The organism is Synechococcus sp. KORDI-52 (genome assembly GCF_000737595.1).
Taxonomy (GTDB): domain Bacteria; phylum Cyanobacteriota; class Cyanobacteriia; order PCC-6307; family Cyanobiaceae; genus Parasynechococcus.
The window spans coordinates 63,141-83,186 of the sequence record NZ_CP006271.1 but is presented as its reverse complement, the minus strand read 5'-3'; the positions used below and the strand labels follow the sequence as shown (position 1 = coordinate 83,186).

18 protein-coding genes and 1 tRNA gene are annotated in these 20,046 nt (G+C 62.5%); 6 read left to right on the top strand and 13 right to left on the bottom strand.

The window, feature by feature from the left end; all coding sequences use genetic code 11:
* Positions 1-9: 9 nt before the first annotated feature.
* Complete coding sequence (locus tag KR52_RS00485; RefSeq protein WP_038551144.1) at positions 10-1,455, bottom strand: helicase; 1,446 nt, start codon at positions 1,453-1,455, stop codon at positions 10-12.
* 83 nt (positions 1,456-1,538) lie between these two features.
* Here KR52_RS00485 and KR52_RS00480 point away from each other — a divergent pair, with 83 nt between their 5' ends.
* Positions 1,539-2,420 (top strand): prephenate/arogenate dehydrogenase, encoded by an 882-nt coding sequence (locus KR52_RS00480; protein WP_038551140.1) that lies wholly within the window; start codon positions 1,539-1,541, stop codon positions 2,418-2,420.
* On the opposite strand, the gene crtD is transcribed toward KR52_RS00480, so the two are convergent.
* The gene (gene crtD, locus KR52_RS00475; RefSeq protein ID WP_038551138.1) at positions 2,404-3,906 is read right to left on the bottom strand and encodes a C-3',4' desaturase CrtD; all 1,503 of its coding nucleotides are present in this window, start codon (positions 3,904-3,906) and stop codon (positions 2,404-2,406) included. The two genes, KR52_RS00480 and crtD, sit on opposite strands and share 17 nt — an antisense overlap.
* 50 nt (positions 3,907-3,956) lie before the next feature.
* On the opposite strand from crtD, the gene KR52_RS00470 reads away from it, so the two are divergent.
* A complete protein-coding gene (locus KR52_RS00470) occupies positions 3,957-4,844 on the top strand; it encodes a fructosamine kinase family protein (RefSeq protein ID WP_038551135.1) in 888 nt (295 codons plus the stop codon).
* A gap of 3 nt (positions 4,845-4,847) precedes the next feature.
* Here KR52_RS00470 and KR52_RS00465 read toward each other — a convergent pair whose 3' ends face one another.
* Positions 4,848-5,234, bottom strand: coding sequence for a CAAD domain-containing protein (locus tag KR52_RS00465; RefSeq protein WP_038551133.1), 387 nt, complete (start codon positions 5,232-5,234; stop codon positions 4,848-4,850).
* 64 nt (positions 5,235-5,298) lie between these two features.
* On the opposite strand from KR52_RS00465, the gene KR52_RS00460 reads away from it, so the two are divergent.
* A complete protein-coding gene (locus KR52_RS00460; RefSeq protein WP_253912425.1) occupies positions 5,299-5,751 on the top strand; it encodes a M67 family metallopeptidase in 453 nt (150 codons plus the stop codon).
* Positions 5,744-6,880, top strand: coding sequence for a molybdopterin-synthase adenylyltransferase MoeB (gene moeB, locus KR52_RS00455; RefSeq protein ID WP_038551131.1), 1,137 nt, complete (start codon positions 5,744-5,746; stop codon positions 6,878-6,880). The genes KR52_RS00460 and moeB overlap by 8 nt, the downstream gene beginning before the upstream one ends.
* A 9-nt stretch (positions 6,881-6,889) precedes the next feature.
* Here moeB and KR52_RS00450 read toward each other — a convergent pair whose 3' ends face one another.
* Entirely contained in the window at positions 6,890-8,038 is a 1,149-nt protein-coding gene (locus KR52_RS00450; protein ID WP_038551129.1) for a cob(I)yrinic acid a,c-diamide adenosyltransferase, read from the bottom strand.
* Positions 8,039-8,091: 53 nt separating this feature from the next.
* On the opposite strand from KR52_RS00450, the gene larE reads away from it, so the two are divergent.
* Positions 8,092-8,919 (top strand): ATP-dependent sacrificial sulfur transferase LarE, encoded by an 828-nt coding sequence (gene larE, locus KR52_RS00445; protein ID WP_038551126.1) that lies wholly within the window; start codon positions 8,092-8,094, stop codon positions 8,917-8,919.
* 16 nt (positions 8,920-8,935) lie between these two features.
* On the opposite strand, the gene speD is transcribed toward larE, so the two are convergent.
* Both speD and recF read right to left on the bottom strand, forming a co-directional pair.
* Positions 8,936-9,403 carry an adenosylmethionine decarboxylase gene (speD, locus tag KR52_RS00440; RefSeq protein WP_038556624.1) on the bottom strand — a complete coding sequence of 156 codons (468 nt, stop codon included), beginning with the start codon at positions 9,401-9,403 and terminating at the stop codon, positions 8,936-8,938.
* Between the two features lie 31 nt (positions 9,404-9,434).
* Positions 9,435-10,550, bottom strand: coding sequence for a DNA replication/repair protein RecF (gene recF, locus KR52_RS00435; protein WP_071840120.1), 1,116 nt, complete (start codon positions 10,548-10,550; stop codon positions 9,435-9,437).
* An 82-nt stretch (positions 10,551-10,632) separates the two neighbouring features.
* Between recF and KR52_RS00430 the strand changes: the two genes are divergently transcribed.
* A tRNA-Arg gene (locus tag KR52_RS00430) sits at positions 10,633-10,706 on the top strand.
* 16 nt (positions 10,707-10,722) lie between these two features.
* On the opposite strand, the gene KR52_RS00425 is transcribed toward KR52_RS00430, so the two are convergent.
* The 7 genes from KR52_RS00425 to rodA all read right to left on the bottom strand — a co-directional run bounded on the left by KR52_RS00425 (position 10,723) and on the right by rodA (position 20,046).
* Positions 10,723-11,178 carry a hypothetical protein gene (locus tag KR52_RS00425; RefSeq protein WP_038551122.1) on the bottom strand — a complete coding sequence of 152 codons (456 nt, stop codon included), beginning with the start codon at positions 11,176-11,178 and terminating at the stop codon, positions 10,723-10,725.
* A gap of 6 nt (positions 11,179-11,184) precedes the next feature.
* Positions 11,185-14,214 carry a phosphoenolpyruvate carboxylase gene (gene ppc / locus KR52_RS00420; protein ID WP_371257689.1) on the bottom strand — a complete coding sequence of 1,010 codons (3,030 nt, stop codon included), beginning with the start codon at positions 14,212-14,214 and terminating at the stop codon, positions 11,185-11,187.
* A complete protein-coding gene (gene gshA, locus KR52_RS00415) occupies positions 14,211-15,353 on the bottom strand; it encodes a glutamate--cysteine ligase (protein WP_038551119.1) in 1,143 nt (380 codons plus the stop codon). The genes ppc and gshA overlap by 4 nt, the downstream gene beginning before the upstream one ends.
* Positions 15,350-16,867, bottom strand: coding sequence for an anthranilate synthase component I family protein (locus KR52_RS00410; RefSeq protein ID WP_038551117.1), 1,518 nt, complete (start codon positions 16,865-16,867; stop codon positions 15,350-15,352). The genes gshA and KR52_RS00410 overlap by 4 nt, the downstream gene beginning before the upstream one ends.
* 60 nt (positions 16,868-16,927) lie before the next feature.
* On the bottom strand, positions 16,928-17,359 hold the full coding sequence (locus tag KR52_RS00405) for a photosystem I reaction center subunit II PsaD (protein WP_011363412.1): 432 nt from the start codon (positions 17,357-17,359) through the stop codon (positions 16,928-16,930).
* A 102-nt stretch (positions 17,360-17,461) separates the two neighbouring features.
* Positions 17,462-18,811 carry a sensor histidine kinase KdpD gene (locus KR52_RS00400; RefSeq protein WP_156957545.1) on the bottom strand — a complete coding sequence of 450 codons (1,350 nt, stop codon included), beginning with the start codon at positions 18,809-18,811 and terminating at the stop codon, positions 17,462-17,464.
* The gene (gene rodA, locus KR52_RS00395; RefSeq protein ID WP_038551113.1) at positions 18,808-20,046 is read right to left on the bottom strand and encodes a rod shape-determining protein RodA; all 1,239 of its coding nucleotides are present in this window, start codon (positions 20,044-20,046) and stop codon (positions 18,808-18,810) included. The genes KR52_RS00400 and rodA overlap by 4 nt, the downstream gene beginning before the upstream one ends.

The following is a 20,046-nucleotide window of genomic DNA, read 5'->3' as shown; positions in this document are numbered from 1 at the left end:
AGGCGCTGTTCACTCCGGCAGCAGTCGCTGCAATGGAATCCAAGGTTCCAGCCGGTGCAGGACCTGATCACCCCAGCTGCGCCCTCGGAGACGGCCGTCGAGGATGGCCAGGCGACCACCACTCCGTCGCAGCGGTGCAATGGCGGTAGGGATCAGGCTCAGGGCTTCCGGCAGTAACAGGGCGCGGAACCAGTCCTCTCCCTGCTGTTTCAACCGCTCCACCCGAGCGGAGGTGAGCGGATTGTCCAGGCTGGCGATGGGGAGCATGCCGACAATCAGCTGTGCCGGGGCCGGCAGCTGCTCCTGATGCTCCAGCCACCAGTCCCATGTGCAGGTCACCACGCCATTGCTTTCGGGTGCCGTCGACTCCTGCATCACACGGCGTCCGAACTCCGCTGCCAGGGAGCTGGTCAGCTGCCGACGCAGCTGCTTGTCATTGATCAGAACGACGGTGAGCCCCGCCTGGCCAAGGATGAGCCGTCTGCTCTCCTCCAGGAGATGTTGGGCGTAGATCCGGGTGTTCGGCAGCGGCTGGCGACGTGGGGCATAGAGGGGGAGCGGTTCATTCAGCTCCCGTTCCCGCAGTATTGCCCGCACATCGGGGACAACACCGGCCTGTTCAAATTCCAGATCCAGCCTGGCGTTGTCTCCATTGCTGCTGAACATCAGGCAGGGGTGATCCAGCAGCACCCCCCGCAGCAATTGGAGTGGTTCGAGGGGGGTCAGCTTCCAGCGCCACTGGAGCAGGCGGTGATCCAGTTCAGCCCATTGGCTCCACTCCGCCGGATTGATGCTGCGGAGGGTGTTCCACGGCTCGGGGCTAGCTGGCATCAGCTGCAGCAGGTCCCGCAGGGCCTGCTCCGCTGAGCCTTTGAGACGCACGGCGCCATCGGGCCTCGTGGCATCAGCGAACAGCTGCCGGCTCATGCGGTCATGCAGCTCCAGCAAGCCGGATTCAGCCTGGGGGCAGGCCTGGCGCAGCTCGTCCCAGTGCTGATGCTCGATCTCCAAGGTGAGAGCATTGCGCATTCGCCGGCTCAACTGATCCATCTCCGGGACCAGCAGTTGGCGAGCGCCCAAGTGCCCGTCGCGATGGGCCTGAATCAGCTCGGCAACATCCATCAGCCAAAGCTGTGGACCCTCGGGAGGGGTCACTCCCTGCCAGCAGGGAAGCCGTAGCCCCTGGTTACGGAGACGGGGCAATTCCAACTGGAGCAGGCGCCGGCGTTGGGGGTCCGTCAGCACCAGTGCCCCCGCTTCGGGAGCCAGGCACAGCGGCACCAGCAGACCGAGCCACCAGCGTTCGCTGCTGCTGGGAGGGAGCTGGACGAGCGTCGTGTCGCGGCGCCTCAGGCTTCTGGCCACCAGCCGGCTCAGGGTCAGGTGGTGGGGCCAGTCCGATTCCTCCTGGCGGAGCAGGGTTTTGATCTGATGGTGGGCCTGGGCTTCCAACATCGCCAAACCCTAAGCAGGGTTCCCCCAGCGATTGGTTCATGGCAATCCATCCATCAACATGGCTTCACGACCCTGCGGGAGGGATGGCGGTGCAACCGGGACGTGTGGGGATCGTCGGCCTTGGATTGATCGGGGGATCCCTTGGCCTGGATCTCCAGGCCAGGGGCTGGACGGTGCAGGGCCTCGTGCATCGCCAGGCCACGGCGGATCGCGCCATGGACCGGGGGCTGGTGGGAGCGGTGTCAACCGATCCCAGCTGCCTCTCGGATTGCGATCTGGTGATCCTGGCCTTGCCCATCCCCTTGCTGCTGAACCCTCCTGATGAGCTCGTCGCTGCTCTGCCCGAATCAGCTGTAATCACCGATGTTGGTTCGGTGAAACAGCCTGTGTTGGAGGCTTGGCGCCAGCGGCATCCCCGCTTTGTGGCCAGTCATCCCATGGCAGGTACAGCCCTGGCGGGCGTTGAGGCTGGGGTGGCGGATCTGTTCCGAGGCCGCCCTTGGATCGCAACTCCCGATGCGGCAACAGACCCCGCTGCCCTGGTCCAGGTGCGTGATCTGGCCCTCAGCGTGGGTGGCCATTGGCTGACGGCCACCGCCTCCCAGCACGACCAGGCTGTGGCTCTGATTTCCCACATGCCGGTGCTGGTGAGTGCTGCGCTGCTGCGGGCCGTGGGAGATGAGCGGGATCCGGACATCCGCCAGCTGGCCATGGTGCTGGCCTCCAGCGGCTTTGCCGACACCAGTCGTGTGGGTGGAGGGAATCCCGAGCTGGGGGTGGCGATGGCCTCCACAAACAGGGATGCGGTGTTGCGCGGCTTGGCGGCCTACCGCTGGAGCCTGGAGCAGCTCGAAGATGCCGTGCTCCAGCAGAACTGGTCTCAGCTTGAGTTGGAACTGCGCCGAACGCAGACCCTGCGCCCGGATTTTTTGAGGGCACCGGGGGAGGTCAGCTCCGAAAGCTGAGGGGTTGTCCCCGCTCGGCCCTGAGCTGCCGGCAGGCGTTGAGTGCTGACAGGCTCACCCCTGCTGTGCCCTCGCCCGGATGGAGGCTGTCGCCGCAGAGCCAAAGCCCCGGCATGGGCGTTCGTCCTGCCAGGCCGAAGGGGCCGAACCGGCTTGGATGCTGCCCAAGGCCCCCGACCATGCCGTTGGGACGGCCCGTCCAGCCGGCGAAGCCCCTTGGTGTTGCCAGCTCAGCGTGCAACCAGGCGTCGTCTCCTAGCGACAGCCAGCGGTTCAGCTCGGCTTGGATCAGCTTCAGCATCTCTGTTTTGCGCTGTTGGTACTCCGGTTCCGGCAAGCGGCACCAGTCGCCCGTTGGTGTGAACACGCTGGCAATCAAGGTGGCCTGCCCCTGGGGCGCACGCCCATCTCCTTCGCGGCTGATGGAGACGAACAGAGGCCCCGGGGATGCGCAGCCCCGCTGGAGATGGCCTGGGCAGGGATGTGGAAGTGCATCACGCCTCACCGCTCCGTAAAGCACCAGCGCACCACTCGGTTCGTGCAGGGTCTGCAGTCGCTTTCGGTACCCCTTGGGCAGCTGATCCGGCTCGATCAGTTCCAGCAGGCACTGGGGGGGAAGGCTGCAGACCACATCCCGGCTGCTGCGTTGCTGTTCCGTGCTTTTGCCGGTGCTGATCGTCACCTTCCAACCGGATGAGCTCGGCTCCAGCTTGGTGACCCGGTGCTTGATCAGCACCGTCCCGCCGTCGCGCTCAATAGCGGCCACCAGTTGATTGCTCAACACCTGCATCGATCCCTCCAGATGCCAGAGCCCGAGCGGTGCTTGGGCCATGTGCAGGACGGTTGCGCCGTACAGCGCCGCCGTTCGATCGGCCGGTTCTTGGGAGTACAGCTTCAGCTGGAGGTCGAGAAAGCGCCGCAGCCGTTGATCGTCACCGCACCCACACAGCTGCAGCAGATTGGCAATGGTCAGACCTGTGAACAGTCCCGATGCCAGCGTTACGGGCCGCAGGGCCCGCAGCAATGTGCCGAGATCCCAGAGGGAACGCGGTGTTACCACGGGGTCTTCTCTGGCGAACTGCCAGTTGCTGGAATGCAACTGATGGCAAAGGCTCCAGAAGCGCTGGCTGCCTGGAAATTGACGCTCACGTTCAGCGGCCCAGGCTTCCGGGTCATGCCAGAGCGAAATGGGAGGGGAGCCATCGCCCAGGTCGACCACACAACCTGGGTCCAGGAGCTCTGCGTTGGGCAGAGGCATGTTCAGATGCTTCAGCAGTCGCGCATGGCTGCCTCCGGGCTCCAACCCAGCGACCTGGGTCGCCCCAACATCGAACACCCATGGACCACGCCGGAATGTTCCGGCACACCCCCCCGGTTGTTGATGCGCTTCCAGCAGTGTGACGTCGACGCCGTCGCGGGCCAGCAGTGCCGCTGCTGTTAAGCCAGCGATCCCGCCGCCCACCACGATCACGCTGGAATCGCTCACGACGCCCTGAAGAATCGGGCCATGCTGGCAAGACAGGGAGCTTGCTGAGGATGAACAGCGAACTGCGCCGGGATCTCACCGCGGAGGACGGGCCGTTGGCGGGGGCTGTGATCACGGAGGTCTCCCCCGTGGGTGGGGGCTGCATTCATCAGGCCTGGAAGCTTTGCCTCGGTGATGGCCAGGTGTTGTTTGCCAAAAGCGGTGGCGCCAGCGCGCTGCCTCTATTTGAGGTGGAGGCGGAGGCCCTTGAGGCCCTGCATGCCCAAGCCGATGCCTCGTTCCTGGTTGTGCCGCAGCCCATCGCCCTGGCGGTACTGCCCCATGGTGCGGTGCTGCTGTTGCCCTGGTTGGATTGCGGTGGCAACGACCAAACAGCTCTCGGCCGGGGTTTGGCACTGCTGCATCAGTCGTCGATGGCCTCCAGCCCAGCTCGTTTTGGCTGGCACCGTGACGGCTTCATTGGCGCTGGACCTCAACCGGGGGGGTGGCGCGATGACTGGGGCTCGGCCTTCGTGGAGCTCAGGCTGCGCCCGCAACTGGAAGCTCTGGATGGTTTGCAGCAGGATTCAACGGACCTCATACCGTTGTTGCTGCGCCTCGCCGAGCATCTGAACGAGCATCAACCACACCCGGCCTTGGTGCACGGTGATCTCTGGGGTGGGAATGCCGCCAGCCTGAGCGATGGACGGGGAAGTATTTTTGATCCTGCCAGCTGGTGGGCTGATCGGGAAGTTGATCTGGCCATGACCCGGCTTTTTGGCGGCTTTGGCGAAGCCTTCAGGTCGGGCTATCGGGACGTGCTGCCAGATCCTCCTGACGCTGACGGTCGGGTGGAGATCTACAACCTCTACCACCTGCTCAACCATGCCAATTTGTTTGGGGGGAGTTATCTAAGCCAATGCCGAGCCAGTCTCAGAGAACTGGCTCGGCGGCTTTGAGCATCAGCCCAGGTACTCTTCGCGGAGGGTTTGAACACGCTGCACCAGGGCATTGCGCTTGTCGCTGGTGGTGAGGTTCTTCCAGCTCCACTGACCAACCACAACCACGCCGAGCAGTTCAAGCAGCCCTGGAACGATCGGCAGCAGATTGATCGTGTCGAGGATTCCCTTGATCAGGATCTGAGCAATGATCACGGCCGCAAAGATGCCGACGATCTTGCCGATCCGTCCCATCTGACTCCAATCAACCTGGTCGAGGGTGTCGTTCACCTTTCCGAGAACGTCGCTGTAGCGCTCAGCAAAGGAGGTGGTGTCGTCCTGAGCAGGAGCGTCGACGGGTGTCGTCACGGTTGTGGCGGCATCCTTTACTTCAGTGGTGGCGTCACTCATGAGAACGACTAAATCCTTCACAATTTCAGCTGAGCGTATCGGTGCGACGCGGTCTACGCCATCCGTGCTGCAAATTGATTACCGATGCCACACGGATCTGCGCCGCATTTTGTTGGCGCCCCATCCCGAAGAAGGCTGTGCCTTGCTGCTGGGACAGCGGACGAATTCAGGGTGTTTGAGGCTGACCACGACCTGGCCCTGTTGCAATGTCTGGGGACGGGGGGCATCCGGGCAGCGGCCCGTTCATGACCGTTGCAGACGGTTTCTGGTGGATCCGAGGGAGCAGTTAGCCGCCCAGCGATGGGCCCGGGATCGCCATCAACGTTGTCTTGGCGTGGCCCACTCCCATCCGGCATCCGAGCCCGTGCCCTCGCCCCACGATCGGCGCTGGGGGGAGGCGGAGAGTGTGATGCTGATTCTCTCGGCCTCGCTCGGCTTCAGGGCCTGGTGGCTTCATGGCGACCGCAGGGTGGATGAAATCCCGATTCAGCTCTGGGACACTCACAACGATGCATGACCAACCGATGCTGAGTGCTGATGAGCGGGGGCGCTACGCCCGCCATCTGATCCTTCCCGAGGTTGGTCCAGTCGGTCAGCTCCGGTTGAAATCCGCGTCTGTGCTCTGTGTTGGCAGCGGCGGGCTGGGATCTCCCCTGCTGCTGTACCTGGCGGCGGCCGGCGTCGGCCGCATCGGAATCGTGGACGGTGATGTGGTGGAGCTCTCCAACCTCCAGCGCCAGGTGATCCATAGCTCCAGTGGGGTTGGCCGCTCGAAGGCCCGCTCAGCTGAAGCACGGATCCACGACCTCAACCCCCACTGCCAGGTGGAGGTGCATGAACACATGCTGGATGTGGGCAATGCCCTGGACCTCATCGCTGATTACGACCTGGTCTGTGACGGCACCGACAACTTTCCCAGCCGGTATCTCATCAACGACGCCTGTGTGTTGCTGGGCAAGCCCCTCGTCTATGGCTCCGTGCAGCGCTTTGACGGCCAGGTCAGCGTCTTCAACCGCACGCCGACGAGCCCCAATTACCGCGATCTGCTGCCGGAACCACCTCCGCCGGACGCCGTTCCGTCCTGTTCGGAGGCTGGGGTGATGGGTGTGATGCCGGGACTGATCGGTCTGCTTCAGGCCACCGAAGCGATCAAACTGATCACCGGCATTGGCGAGTGCCTGGACGGTCGGCTGCTCGTGGTTGACGCCCTGGCGATGCGATTTCGCGAACTCACGCTCCGCGTTGATCCCGACCGAGCGAAGGTCGAGAGCCTGATTGACTACCGCCAGTTCTGCCGTCCGGCGTCATCGGAGATGGAAGCCATCACTGTCACAGAGCTGAAGGCCTTGCTCGACTCTGCTCCAGGCGAGATTGCGCTGGTTGATGTGCGCAATCCTGCTGAAGCAGAGGTGGCTTCGATTGAAGGAAGCCACTTGGTGCCGTTGGCCTCGCTGGAGAGTGGAGAGGCGATCGATCGTGTTCGTGGTTTGGCGGCGGGACGACGCCTTTTGGTGCACTGCAAGCTCGGGGGGCGCTCAGCGCGTGCCGTTGAGCTGTTGGCTCAGCAGGGAATCGCGGCCACAAATGTGACCGGTGGAATTGATGCCTGGTCGCAGCAGGTGGATCCTGCAATCCCTCGCTACTGAATCCGGGGGTTAGTAATCCACCCCTCGCTTCAGGTCGACGCCCTGTTCGGCGTAGTGCTTGTGGCACACCATCTCTGAATGGATGCTGGCCAGATCGAAATAGGCCGGAGGGTTTTTGCAGCGCCCCGTGATGATCACCTCAGTTTCCACCGGTTTGCGCAGCAGGGTCTGCAAGATCGGTTCGACGGGCAGCAGCTCCAGGTCGACCGTGGGGTTCAACTCATCGAGGATCACGGTCTTGTAGAGGCCGCTTGAGATGGCGGCCCGTGCGATCTCCCAGGCCCGCTCGGCTTCCACGTAATCAATCGGTTCCTGCTGGCCCCGCCAGACGATGGCATCGCGGCCGGAGCGGAGGTGGTCCACCAGGTGGGGATAGCTCTCGCGCAGGGCGGCGATGGCTGCATCTTCGGTGTAGCCGCTGCCGCCTTTGAGCCATTGCAGGATCAAGACCCGATGGCTCTTGTCCTGGCTGATGCCCCGCCCGATGGCCTGCAGCGCTTTCCCGAGAGCACTGGTTGATTTGCCTTTGCCTTCACCGGTGTAGATCTCGATACCGCTGCTCACATTGAGAGGCACAACCCGGTTGTCGTTCATGCCCGGACGGCGATGGGCCCGCATTTCGGAGTGGAGGTCGGCCCCACGCACCAAAGGGGCCGGTGCAGCCCGTCCGGTGACGATGATTTCCATCCCTTCCGGCCGGTTGCTGAGGGTGCGGACCACGTCGTCCAGATCCAGCAGGCCGAGGTCCAGAACCGGATTCAGCTCGTCCAGAACCACCACCGAGTAGAGGGCACTGGCGATGGCGCCTTTGGCAATCACCCAGCCCCGCTGGGCTTCATCCCGGTCGAATCGGGTGGCTTCGTCGGCGGTGAAGTGATCGGCCCTCCCTGTGCGCAGGTGGTCGATCAGATGGGGGAAACCCTGTTGCAAGGCCTCGATGGCCGCATCCTCGTCGTAGGCCCTGCCTGGGCCTTTGAGGAAGCGCAACAGCAGCACCCGGGTCTGCCGCTGCTCACAGATGCCGAGCCCAATCGTGCGCAGCACAACCCCAAGGGCTGCCTGGCTCTTGCCCTTGCCCTCGCCGTCATAGATGTGCAGCTGTCCGTGGCTGCGCTCGCGGCTGTCCGCTGCGGTGACAATGCCGATGCTTCGAGGCATGAGGACGGCTCTTACCGTTGGAGCCTACCTAGCTCAACTGGTTTTACCCGCTGATGTTTCGGTTGCAGGAGCCTTTGGCGGATCGAGAGCGGCAGCTGCTGGCAGACCTTCGGCACTGGATGGCGGCGCAGTCAGCCTTGTGTGTGGCGTACTCCGGTGGGGTCGACAGCACCCTGGTGGCGGCGATGGCCTACGAAGCCAAAGGCGATGCCGCCCTGGCGGTCACGGGGGTCTCTCCGGCCCTGGCGCCGCATCTGTTGCGGGAAGCCCGTGATCAGGCTTCGTGGATCGGCATTGCGCATCGGGAGTGTGCAACGGCTGAGTTGAACGACCCTGATTACAGCAGCAACCCGGTGGATCGCTGTTTTGCCTGCAAGCGTGAACTGCACGACCACCTTCAGCCCATTGCCGCGGCTGCGGGTGATGCCCTGGTGATTGATGGGGTCAATCTCGATGACCTCGGTGATCACCGGCCCGGCATTGACGCGGCACGAGAGGCAGGGGTTCGCTCTCCCCTGGCTGAATTGTCGATCGACAAAGCAGCGATCCGTGCCTTGTCCCGGGCCCTCGGTTTCCCCTGGTGGGACAAGCCGGCACAGCCTTGCTTGGCCTCTCGCTTCCCCTACGGCGAAAGCATCAGCGCCGAGCGGTTGAAGCGGGTGGGCCAGGCGGAAGCTTGGTTGATCGCCAGGGGGTTCAGCACCGTCCGTGTGCGATCCCATGGTTTTGCTGCACGGATTGAGGTGCCCCGTGAGCAGATTCGCGCTGTGCTCGCGCTTGCGGAGAGCGAACCTCTGGTCGAGGACTTTCGTTCCCTTGGCTTCACCTCCGTCAACCTGGATCTTGAAGGTCTGGTCAGCGGCAAGTTGAACCGCCGCTGATCGCGCGTGGGCCTGTTCAGCTGGGGAGCTGGCTTGGCGTTTCCAAAGGCTCTCTCACTCCCGTGGCAATGGCCGCAGGCGTTTCTCGCAGAAAACTTTTCAGCGCGTGCCGTTTCGCTTGAAGCTCACTGCAGAGAATGGCGCAGGCCTGTTCCGGCATGGTGTGGTCACCACAGGTGAACACATCAACAGCGGCGTAGCCGGATTCCGGCCAGGTGTGGATGGAAATGTGGGATTCCGCCAGCAGGGCCAGGCCCGTGACGCCCTGGGGTTGAAATTGATGGGTGATCAGGTTCAGCAGCGTCGCACCAGCGCCTTTGGCTGCTGAGGTGATCGTTGTGCGGATGAATGCTTCGTCGTCGAGCCGGCTCGGGTCGCAGTCGTAAAGCTCGAGAATGCAGTGTTTGCCGACCATGTCGGTGGCATGAATCTCAGGTGCCCCCCATCCCGGGTTGGGATGCAGTTCAGAGAGGGTCTGCTCCATCAGGCGATGAGAGAAAAACAGGTCCGCCACCCTATCCGATCTTCAGGTCGGGTCTCAGCTCTCTTGCTCCGAGAATCTGGGCCTGCTGCTGCCACCCGCCGCCAAAGCCTTCAAGGTGCGTGGCGCTCACCAGGCATTGATGCGATTCGCCCACAGCTTCGAGCAGGAGCTGCTGGCGGGTGGGATCCAGTTCGGCAAGCACGTCATCGAGAAGCAGCAGTGGTGGCTCCCCAGACAGCTGGGTCACCAGCTCCAGTTCAGCGAGCTTCAGGCCCAGCACCAGCGACCGCTGCTGGCCGGCTGAACCAAACCGTCGTGCCGGACTCCCCCCCAGCAGCAGGGCGATCTCATCCCGGTGCGGGCCCACACGGCAGCTGCCGAGCCGTTCTTCCTCCTCCCGCTGCTGGCGCAGCTGTTCTTCGATGGCGAGTCGCCAGGGTTCTTCGGCATCCTCCCCATCGAGCCGGCTGCCGGGTTTGTAGTGCAGTTCCAAGGCTTCTGTGCCCCCGCTGAGATGGGTTTGCCAGCGCTGGGCGATCGGTTCCAGCCGATGCAGGGCCCGTTGCCGCCGCCGGTGAATCCTGGTGCTCACCAGCGCCATCTGAACGTCGAACGCGTCGAGCAGTGCGTGGCGTTCGCCACTGGAGATCTGCCTCTGGCGCCAGAGCTGGCTGCGCTGTCGCAACAACCGGTTCAACCGTGCCATCAGATCGGCGTACACCGGTTCAAGCTGCAGCACGACACGGTCCAGCCATTGGCGGCGTAGGGCGGGTTCGCCTCGCACCAGATCAAGATCCAGGGCGCTGAAGCCGATGCAGCGCAGGGGTCCAATCAGGTCGAGTTGCCGATCCAGCAGTTTTCCGTTTCGTCTGGCTTGACGGCCTCCCTGGCGCCGCAGTTCCAGTTCCAGGCGATCCCCATCCCCCACGACGGCCCTGATCAGGGCCTGGGGGGTATCCCACTGAATCAGGTCCCGATCACTGCTGCAGCGATGCGAGCGCAGGCTGCCCAGCAGCTCAACCGCCTCGAGCAGGTTGGACTTGCCAATGCCATTTGGGCCGATCACCAACAGGCGTGGCTGCGTCAGTTCCAGTTGCAGAACGGTGTGGTTCCGGAAGCCCTGCAGTTGGAGCCTGTGGAGCCGGATGGGTGCTGGGGCGACCAGTGAGTAAGGTACTTGTATCGGGACGGTTGCCGCTCGATTTCACTGCGGCTTAACGCCGATCAGTGGGCATGTAGCTCAGTTGGATAGAGCATCAGATTCCGGTTCTGAGGGTCGGGGGTTCGAGTCCCTCCATGCTCGTGTTGATCCTTACGTCTCAGCTCAGACTTAGTCCCATGGCGCGAATGCCATTGGGATCAATCAAAAAACCTTGCTGTTTGAGGGCCTGCAACGCATCTGCTGGTGCCGAGATCGACAGGCTGCAACCCGGTAGATCACGGCGAAGGATTTGCAGGGCACGGTGCACCAGAACGGCGAAAAGGTCCCCTTGGTTCGGCCCTGGTTTGGCGGCCAGGTTCCAAAGATTGGCGTTGAGGGCCAGATCACTGGTGGCCCGTACAAATCCGATCAGTTCTCCAGTCGATTCATCGAGGATGCTGATCTGCCAAAGGCTGCGCTGAAGGGCAAGCTCCCAGCGTTCCTCTGGATGGGTTGATTCCCCGCATGACATCAGCAGGGCGTTGAGCTGCGCGGACGTTGGAGGCGTCGATGTTTCGAGTCGCGTTCCCTCGGGTAAGGGTGGAATCGAGGGTTGTTGAAGGAACGACAGCACAGTGGATCAACCGGTGTTGCGCATGCCGGCGGCAATGCCGTTGAGGGTGAGCAAGGCACCCCGCAGCAGCTCGCTTCGGCTGTAGGTGCGGGTGTCCTCGGGGGCGCCCGGTGTCTCACTCATGGGGGGTTGCCGGTTCTGATCCCGCAAACGCTTCAGCAGCGCAACCTGGAGAAAGCCCAGGGGAACGATGGTCCGATTGCGCAGGTCAACGGACAACTGAAGACCTTGATCCGCCCCTAGCAGTCGGTTCTGGCCTGTGATTTCCAGCACCAGTTTGCGGGTGAGTTCATATTCCTTGGCGATCACCTGGAAGATCGCTTCAAAGGCCTCCCGCTGCTCGGGGTGCCCCAGGCTGTTCATGTAGTGATGGGCCAGGTCGAGATCGACCTTGGAGAGGGTCATTTCCACTTTGGAAATGAGCATCCGGAAAAACGGCCAACGTTGATGCAGGCGGCGCAGCAGGTCGAGCTGTTCGGTGTCGCTCCCCACCTCTTCAGACAGGGCTGTGCCGAAACCAAACCAGCTCGGAAGGAGGAATCGGCTCTGGGTCCAACCGAAGACCCAGGGAATGGCCCGCAGGCTGGAGAGGTCCTTGGCGCCGGTTTTGCGTCGAGCCGGTCGGCTGGAGATCTGCAGTTTGCTGATTTCTTCGATCGGTGTGACCTGCTGGAAGAACGCCACCAGATCGGGATTGTCGTGAACCAAAGCCCTGTAATGCTCCCGTGAGCGGGTGGCAAGGCGACTCATCAGCTGGTTCCAGCTGGGTGTCGCATCGAGCTGATTGGTCACCAGGCTGTTCTGAACCACGGCCGTGGTGACGGTCTCCAAGTTATAGAGCGCCAACTCGGGCAGGCTGTACTTCGAGGCCAGCACTTCACCCTGTTCGGTGATTTTGATCCGGCCCTGCAGCGTGCCACTGGGTTGGGCCAGGATCGCTTGATAGGCCGGCCCACCACCTCGACTGACGGATCCACCGCGGCCATGGAAGAGGCGAAGCGCCACGTCCTGGCGACTGGCGAGTTCCTGAAGTGCGATCTGAGCCTGATGAATCTCCCAGTTGCTGGAGAGGAAGCCGGAATCCTTGTTGCTGTCGGAATAGCCCAGCATCAGCTCCTGCAGCGGCTGCTTCTGCTGCCCCACAACAGGGAGTAGTGCGCGGTAGAGCGGCGTCTTGAACAGCCCCTCCATCACCTCAGGGGCCCGTTGGAGGTCCTCCACGGTTTCAAACAGAGGCACCACCAACAGCGAGGCCCGTTTGTTGGGCGGATCCACCAGGCCTGTTTCCTTCGCCAGCAGCAAAACCTCCAAGAGATCCGATGCCGTGTGGCTCATCGAAATCACATAGGAATTGCAGATCCGCGGGCCGAATTCCTCCTGCAGGCGCTGCAGCATCCGGAACACAGCCAGCGTCTCGGCTGTCGGCGCTGACCAGTTGGCGGCTGGAGGGATCAGGGGGCGACGGGTCTGCAGTTCCTGCAGGAGCCAAGCCATCCGCTGGGTTTCATCCATGTCCCCATAGGCCTGGGGAAGGTCCAGGCTGCGGGTGAGTTCATCGATGGCGTCACTGTGGCGGGTGCTCTCCTGACGAATATCCAGGCTGGCCAGCGAGAACCCGAAGATGTGCACCTGGTGCAGCAGCGTATCGAGCTGTTCGCAGCTCAAATCGGTGCTGACCAGGCTGTTACGCACCAACTCCAGATCACTGCGGAACTGGTCCACCGAGGTGTAGTGGAGAACCTCAGCGCCGCTCAACCCGACCTGGGAATCGGCCAGTGCTTCACAGGGCATCTGCCATCCCGCCTCCGACAGCTGGTTGTTGCGAGCGAGGGTGCGCTCCAGTTTTTCGAGCACGTAGCAGAGCTTCAGTCGGTAGGGCTCCAGCCGGTATCGAGCAGCTCTGCGTTCGTAGATCTCCGGGAACCGGAGCCGATCCATTTCCAGAGACTCCAGCAGTGCAGGTGCGACCTGACTCCACTGCATGGAGATGCTCAGTTGCTGGCGAAGCGTTTGCACAGAACTGATGTACAGCTCCAGCATCAGCTGACGCTGATAGCAGGCGGTTCTCCAGGTGATCTCTGGGGTGACCGAGGGATTCCCGTCCCGATCGGAACCCACCCAGGAGCCGAAGGTGCAGAACGACGCCTGGGGGACCTGGACATCGGGGTAATGGCGATGCAGGGCTGCGATCAGCCTTCTTCGCAGCTGAGGCATTGCATCAAATAGAACCTGCTGGAAGTAGTGCAGGGTCGAATCCACCTCGTCGATCACGGTGGGCTTGAACTGATGAAGTTCATCAGTTCTCCACCACAGGCGGATTTCCTCCTCCAATTGGTCCCGACAGTCCTCACGCACCTGGTGGGCAAGAGGCGTGTCGGATTGAAGTTGCTGAAGCAGGTTGGCCACACGCCGTTGCTTGTGGCGCACTGTGTGCCGCACGATTTCCGTGGGGTGCGCGGTGAAAACCAGACGGATGTCCAGCTCCCGAAGCAGGTGTTCCACCTGCGCGGGGGGGACGTTCATGCGCCGCAGCCGCTCGAAAACCTCCCCGAAAGTGGCTGGATCAGTCTGGTTGGCGAGCGGGGGAGCAAAGGGATCAAAGGCATCCCGTTGGGCAGCATCAGCACTGTGATTGGGCCTGAGGCTGTCGAGGTAGCTGTCTTCCTCGATCCGCTGCTCAAGGATGTTGATGAGCTGGAAGTAGAGCGAGAAGGCGCGGGCGGCTGAAATGGCCTCTGAGAGGTCCATAGCTTTGATCAGCTCAACGATCGCCTCGCTGGTGCTATCGCCGTCCCGCCCCTCCAGGGACACTGGGTCACTCAGTTGTTTGAGCCGCAGCAAACGTTCGCTCTGCTCCGGTGGGCACTCACTGCGCAGCACCGACTTCCAGAGGTCCTCAATCAGATCCAAGCGGTGCTGAAGAAGCTGCCCCGCGCCGGATCCACCACCACTCAGGCGTGCAGTCTCATGGTCGGAGACAGGGGTGGTGGACTCGGGCATGAAGTCTCCACGCTGCGACGGACTCGACATGATCATCCCAAACAGTCATCCCGGGCGGCGATCTGTTCCTCTTTCTGCATCCGCTGGATTCCGTCCTGAAGCAGGTCACTGATGGATTGGCCCTGGCCATGGGCCTTTTCCCAGCGCATGGCTTGATTGCCGTGGGTGACCAGTGCCTCCAACGGCCTCAAGCAAGCGCTGAGCTGGAGTGACTCGGCCCGATGGGAGAGCTCATCAAGCAGTTCCAGAACCCAATCCCTGCAGCTGATCGACCGGCCATCCCGCCAATGCCTCAGTTCAGCATTCAAGCTGGATTGGGCTGCGGCCGCATCATTGCTGTCGGCCAGCTGGGCCAGTTCATCGGCAGACAGGGAGCTGCTGCGGAGGGGATCGAGGGTCTTCATGTGGTCTTTGAGGGCCAGCAGCCGCAGCTCCAGCAGGCAGGTGATCGCCAGCAGCTCATGGGGATTGGTGACCAGATCACAGATCCGTAACTCCAGCCGGTTGAGGTCGTAGGGGCGGCGTGGACCATTGGGACGAACGGACGTCCACAGGTGACGTTCGTTGCGCATGGCCCCTGTGGCCAGTTGTTCCTCCACCCAGTGGATGTAGTGCTTGTGATCCCTAAAGAGGGGAACGGCCGGCGGCGTGAGGGGGAATTGATGCCATCGCTGAGAATGGTGGCGGGTGCTGCGCCCATCCAAAAAGGGAGAACTGGCGCTCAGGGCGAGGAACAGGGCTGCTTCGCAGCGCACGAGCCGTAAAGCTGCAAACAACCAGTCCAGATCTGTGATCCCGAGGTTGATATGAATGCTCGCCGTGACGACCCTGGTGCCGTACAGCCGTTCAATCAGCGCGTGATAGGAGTTGCTGGGGTCGGAGCGTTCAAAACGGCTGCTGTTACCCAGGCTCATGGTGCTGCCGGGCAGAATTGTCAGCTCACGCTTCTGCAGCCACTGCCGCAGCGTCCGCCGGGGAGCGAGCAGCGCCTCGGGGAGGTCGGTGTAATCCCGGATCGGGTCCGTGACGTATTCCAGGTTGCGGCAGTCCGGCTCTGTCACGAAGCCAGGCAGGTCCCTGGCCACGTCGGAGGCGACGCCCACGTTGGCTCCGTTGGTTCGACCGGTGAACAGTTCAACCTCGAAGCCTTTCAGCAGAAGGGGTTGCGCTGTCATTCCGGCGGATTCAGGCACGCCAGTGCTGTCAGCATTCCCTTGGCTTTGTTGAGGGTCTCCTCAAACTCCGCCGTCGGCTGTGAATCGGCTACCACGCCTGCTCCGGCCTGCACTTTGACCCGGCATCCCCCGCCATCACGGGGTTGCACCACCATGGTTCGGATCGTGATGGCCGTGTTGAGGGCCCCAGCCAGATCGACGGATCCATAGACCCCGGAATAGGGGCCACGCGCATCGGGTTCCAGCTCATGGATGAGCTGCATCGCACGAATCTTCGGTGCACCGCTGACGGTGCCTGCGGGGAAAGCCGCCATCAGCAGATCCCACACGTCGTATGTCGGGCCCAGGCGCCCTTCGACTTGGCTGACGATGTGCATGACGTGGGAGTAGCGCTCGATCACCATCAGGTCCTGCACCGATACGGTTCCGGGCTGACAGACCCTGCCGAGGTCATTGCGACCCAGATCCACCAGCATCACGTGTTCAGCGCGTTCCTTGGGATCGGCCAGCAGATCAGCCTCCAGCTCACGATCCTCCAGGGGTGTGGCGCCCCTTGGCCGTGTGCCGGCAATGGGTCTGAGGCTGGCGTGGACGCCATCGGCGGCGGGCTCGGCTTGAACCATCACCTCCGGACTGGAACCGATCAGTTGCCACTCCCCAAAGTCGAAAAACGCCATGTAGGGGGATGGATTCACCATCCGCAGACTCCGATACAGCTCCAGGGGCGATTGAGGCACCTCGGTTTCAAGCTGCTGACTGATCACGAGTTGGAACACATCGCCGGCTGCGATGTGTTCCTTGGCGGTATCGACGGCGGCTTCGAATTCATCGCGGCTGCGGTTGGAGCGCACCGCGGGAAGCTCTTTGCTTCTCGCGTCCCAGGTCAGTGGTTTGACGGCGGGCAGAGGTGCGTCCATCCGCTGGCGCAGGGCCTCAATCCGTCCAATAGCGGTTTGCCAGGCCTGCTCCTCATCCGCTCCGTTGGAGAGGTCGCCAAAGGCGACAGCGGTGATCTGTCGTTTCACCTGATCAAAGATCAGGATCGCGTCCATCAACATCCAGATCCCATCCGGGGGATCGGCAGCAGCGCGGGGATGAACGGCGACGGTGGGTTCGATCCACTGGATCAGCTCGTAACCCCAAACGCCATAGAGCTGCCCAAGCGGAGGGAGGCCCGGCAGGTTGACGCAAGAGTAAGGCGCGAGGCACTCGCGCAGAGATTCGAATGGATTGCCGTTGAAGGTCTCTTCGCGACCGTCTCGCCAGGTGCGCCTCAGACGATCGTTGCGCGCCGACGCCGTCCAAAGCGGATCGCAGGCGATCACGCTCCAACGCCCCAAGGTTTCACCACCCTCGACGGACTCAAGCAGCACGCCCGGAGGCCTTCCGTCACCCACCTTGATCCAGGTGGTGAGGGGTGTTTCAAGATCTGCAGGCCAACTCTGAGCCAGAGGAATCAGGTTGGCACCACTGCAAACAGCCTGATGAAAGGCGTCGCGATCGGGACTGAACATGACCTGATCATCGCAGCCGGGACCCGGAGATCATGACCTCCGGGCGTCGGTTTTGAGAGATCAGGCGTCGAAGGTGTTGCGGCCGCTGAACTTGATGTTGGCCGGGTTGACGTTCTGGCCGATGCGACGGGGGTTGTGGCCCACCATCGGACGTCCTTCGTTCACCTTTTCGGAGAACACACCATCCTTGGGATGCAGGAACTCGGTGTCACCACCGGGGTAGATCCGGTAGATCTTGTAGTCCTCGATCCGGGGCTTGAATTTCGTGCGCAGCTGGGTGCCGAGCGCGAGGCACTGTTCCTTGCGAGCGAAATACATCAGGTTTTCACCTGAGTTCATCAGAGCGGCGCCACCGGTGGGCAGCTCAAAAGCCTGCTCTGTCTTGCTGGTCCAGGTGATGGCGTATTTCTCTTCAGTCTCCGCTGAATTCAGAAGGCCGCCAGTGCTGGCGATGTGCTGGGGAAGTTGACCGTTCAACGCCGTTGCTGCCATGGCTGAAAGAATCCACAAGAGCCGTTATGGCTGGAAAGTAGCACCGTCATCGGGGCCTGTTTTGAGCTCCGAAAGCAAGCTTCACACCCGTCAACAAACCCATCACTCTCCGGGCGTATGCACCGGGAAAAAAACGGTGATGTCGCGGTCGCGCCTGGGCTGATAGCGGCCTCCCAGGCTGGCCATCATCTGGCGGGTCGCATCCTGGCTTAACTGCAGGCTCCCGGTGCTGGGATCCCAGCTCAGGACGGTGCCCACGTCCTCGCGCTGGGGAGACGGGCTGGCCTCCGCGGCCTGGCTTCTGTCGGGATGCTCCACACGCAGCTGAAGCTTCACCCGCGGACCCGCTGCCTGGAGGTGAAGCGTGAGCTGACTGCCGGAGGGGAGCCCTCTGGTGCTGCGGTCGATCAGACCCCCCAGCATCGGTTCCAGTCGCCGGGAGTCACTGAGGATCGCGGGCAGGTCAGCGCTGAGATCCAGCTCCAGGGCGATCCCGCGACGGTCAAGCTGCTCCGTCCAGCTGGGGGCAAGGGTGGTGAGCATGGCTGGTAGATCCGTACGGGCGAGGTTGGCTTCGTTGGGCTCCCGTTGCAGTTCAGCGGCATGGAAGATCAGGCCAAATCGGTCGATCTGCTCACTGCATTCGACATCGATCTGCCGCAAGCGATTCACAACGACATCCGCAAGATCCTTTCGCCGCAACAGAGAGCGGATCAAGGTTCTGATCGTGGCCAGAGGGGTTCTCACCTCATGGGTGATCGCTTCCAGCAAATTCAGATCCCCATGGCTAGGGGATGCTTGGGGAGACTCGGCCTTGATGGGTTGCAGCATCAGACCGGGGGCAGTCCCGGTGAGTCGCTCCGTGAGCCGGGGCCAGAACTGTTCTGACCAGGCTGCATTGCTCTGCAGGGAGCCGATCGATTCGAGCGCGTTGCGCAGTCGATCGGCCTGTGCCGGTGACTGTTGCTCTAGCCGACGCCCCAGCTGCACCAAGACATCGCTGAGCGTCTCCGGGTCACAACGCATCAGCAATTGGCGTTTCTGGGCTGGTCCATGCAGGGCGAGGGCGACCTGGACCTCAGGTGTGATCACCAGGAGCAGGGGATCGTCGCCATCGATGGGACGCAGGGACAAGCGTTGGAATCCCCGCAGGTTGGCTGGCTCCTTGCTGCTGGACCGTCCAGGCAGTGCCGTTGGATGTGGACCCAGTTGATCCAGTTGGTCCGGGGCCCAGACCCATCCCTGCAGATGTTGCAGCAGCTCCGGCATGTAAAGAGCCGGCAGCGGCGCCGCCAGCCAGATTCCGCGTTCAATGCCGCGCTCGACCAGGTCTTGTTGCAACGTCTCCAGAGCAGCCCACCAAAGCCGTCGGACACCAATCTCATCGCAGCGACCTTCGGGCACATCCTGGGCCAGGCGTTGCCGCAGGTCGCTGAAGGATGGCGCCATCAACGGAGCTGCACCAAGGAGCGACGGGTCTGCCGAACCACCGACAGGCAGAGCCCGAGCGCAATGAAATTCACCACCATTGCCGATCGCCCGTAGCTCAGGAAAGGCAGCGGTATTCCCGTCACGGGGCCCAGGCCGATGGTCATGAAGATGTTGACGACCACCTGGAACATCAGCATCGTGCCGATCCCGATCACCACGAGCGATTCGAAGTCGGAACGGGCATTGCGCGCGATCTGAAGCAACCGTGCCATCAAGGCCGCAAAGCCAAGAACCACCAGAAGACAGCCCACAAACCCGGTTTCCTCGCCCAGGGCGCTGAAGATGAAATCGGTGTGCTGTTCAGGAATGAAACGCAGTTTCGTGAGCTGACCTTGAAGGAGGCCTGTGCCCAAGACGCCACCTGAGCCGATGCCCACGGTGCTCTGAAGCAGGTGATAACCCCCACCCAATGGATCCTGACTGGGATCGAGGAACAGCACCAGGCGGTCCCGTTGATAATCCTTCAGTCCATGCAACCAGAGCCAGGGCGTGACGGCAGCCATGGTGCCGTGGATGGCCAGGGTGGCTGTCGCCGCCAGCCGTTTCCAAGGGAGGGAGCGATAGGCGAGAACCACCATCAGAGGAATCCAGACCGCCATGGCCCAGGGGAGAAGGCCTGAGAGCAGGGCTGTCACCAGCGGTGACAGCAACAGAATCACCCACTCGATCGGCATTCCCGACCAATAGAGCATCGTGAGCATCAGGGCGCCGAACACGAGTGAGGTGCCCAGATCAGGCTGGATGAACACCAGGAACCAAGGCACCGCAATCACCCCGAGCGGGCGCATCAGATCAATCGGTCGTTCCACCGGGTGCCGCGACAACACTGCTGCCACAAGCAGGATCGCGGCGATCTTGGCGAATTCCGAGGGTTGGACATGAACCCCGCCGATGCTGATCCAGCGTTGGGCTCCCAGGGCTGTGGTTCCAACGACGCGCACCGCCACCAGGCTGATCACGGTGAGGGCGTAGACGGGAACGAGCAGCGGTCGGAGCCGCTGCAGCGGCAACCGTTCCAACCCCAGCGCCAGCAGCACTCCGAAGGCTGCGGTGATCCAGTGGTGATACCAGTCGGCATAGTCCGCCTGGCGTTGGGTGCTGGCGATCAGCACCCCAGCCACGGCGATCATCCCGATCGGAACACCCCAGAGCACCCACTCCCGGTGCAATCTGCGGTGGTCACGTCGGCTGAACAT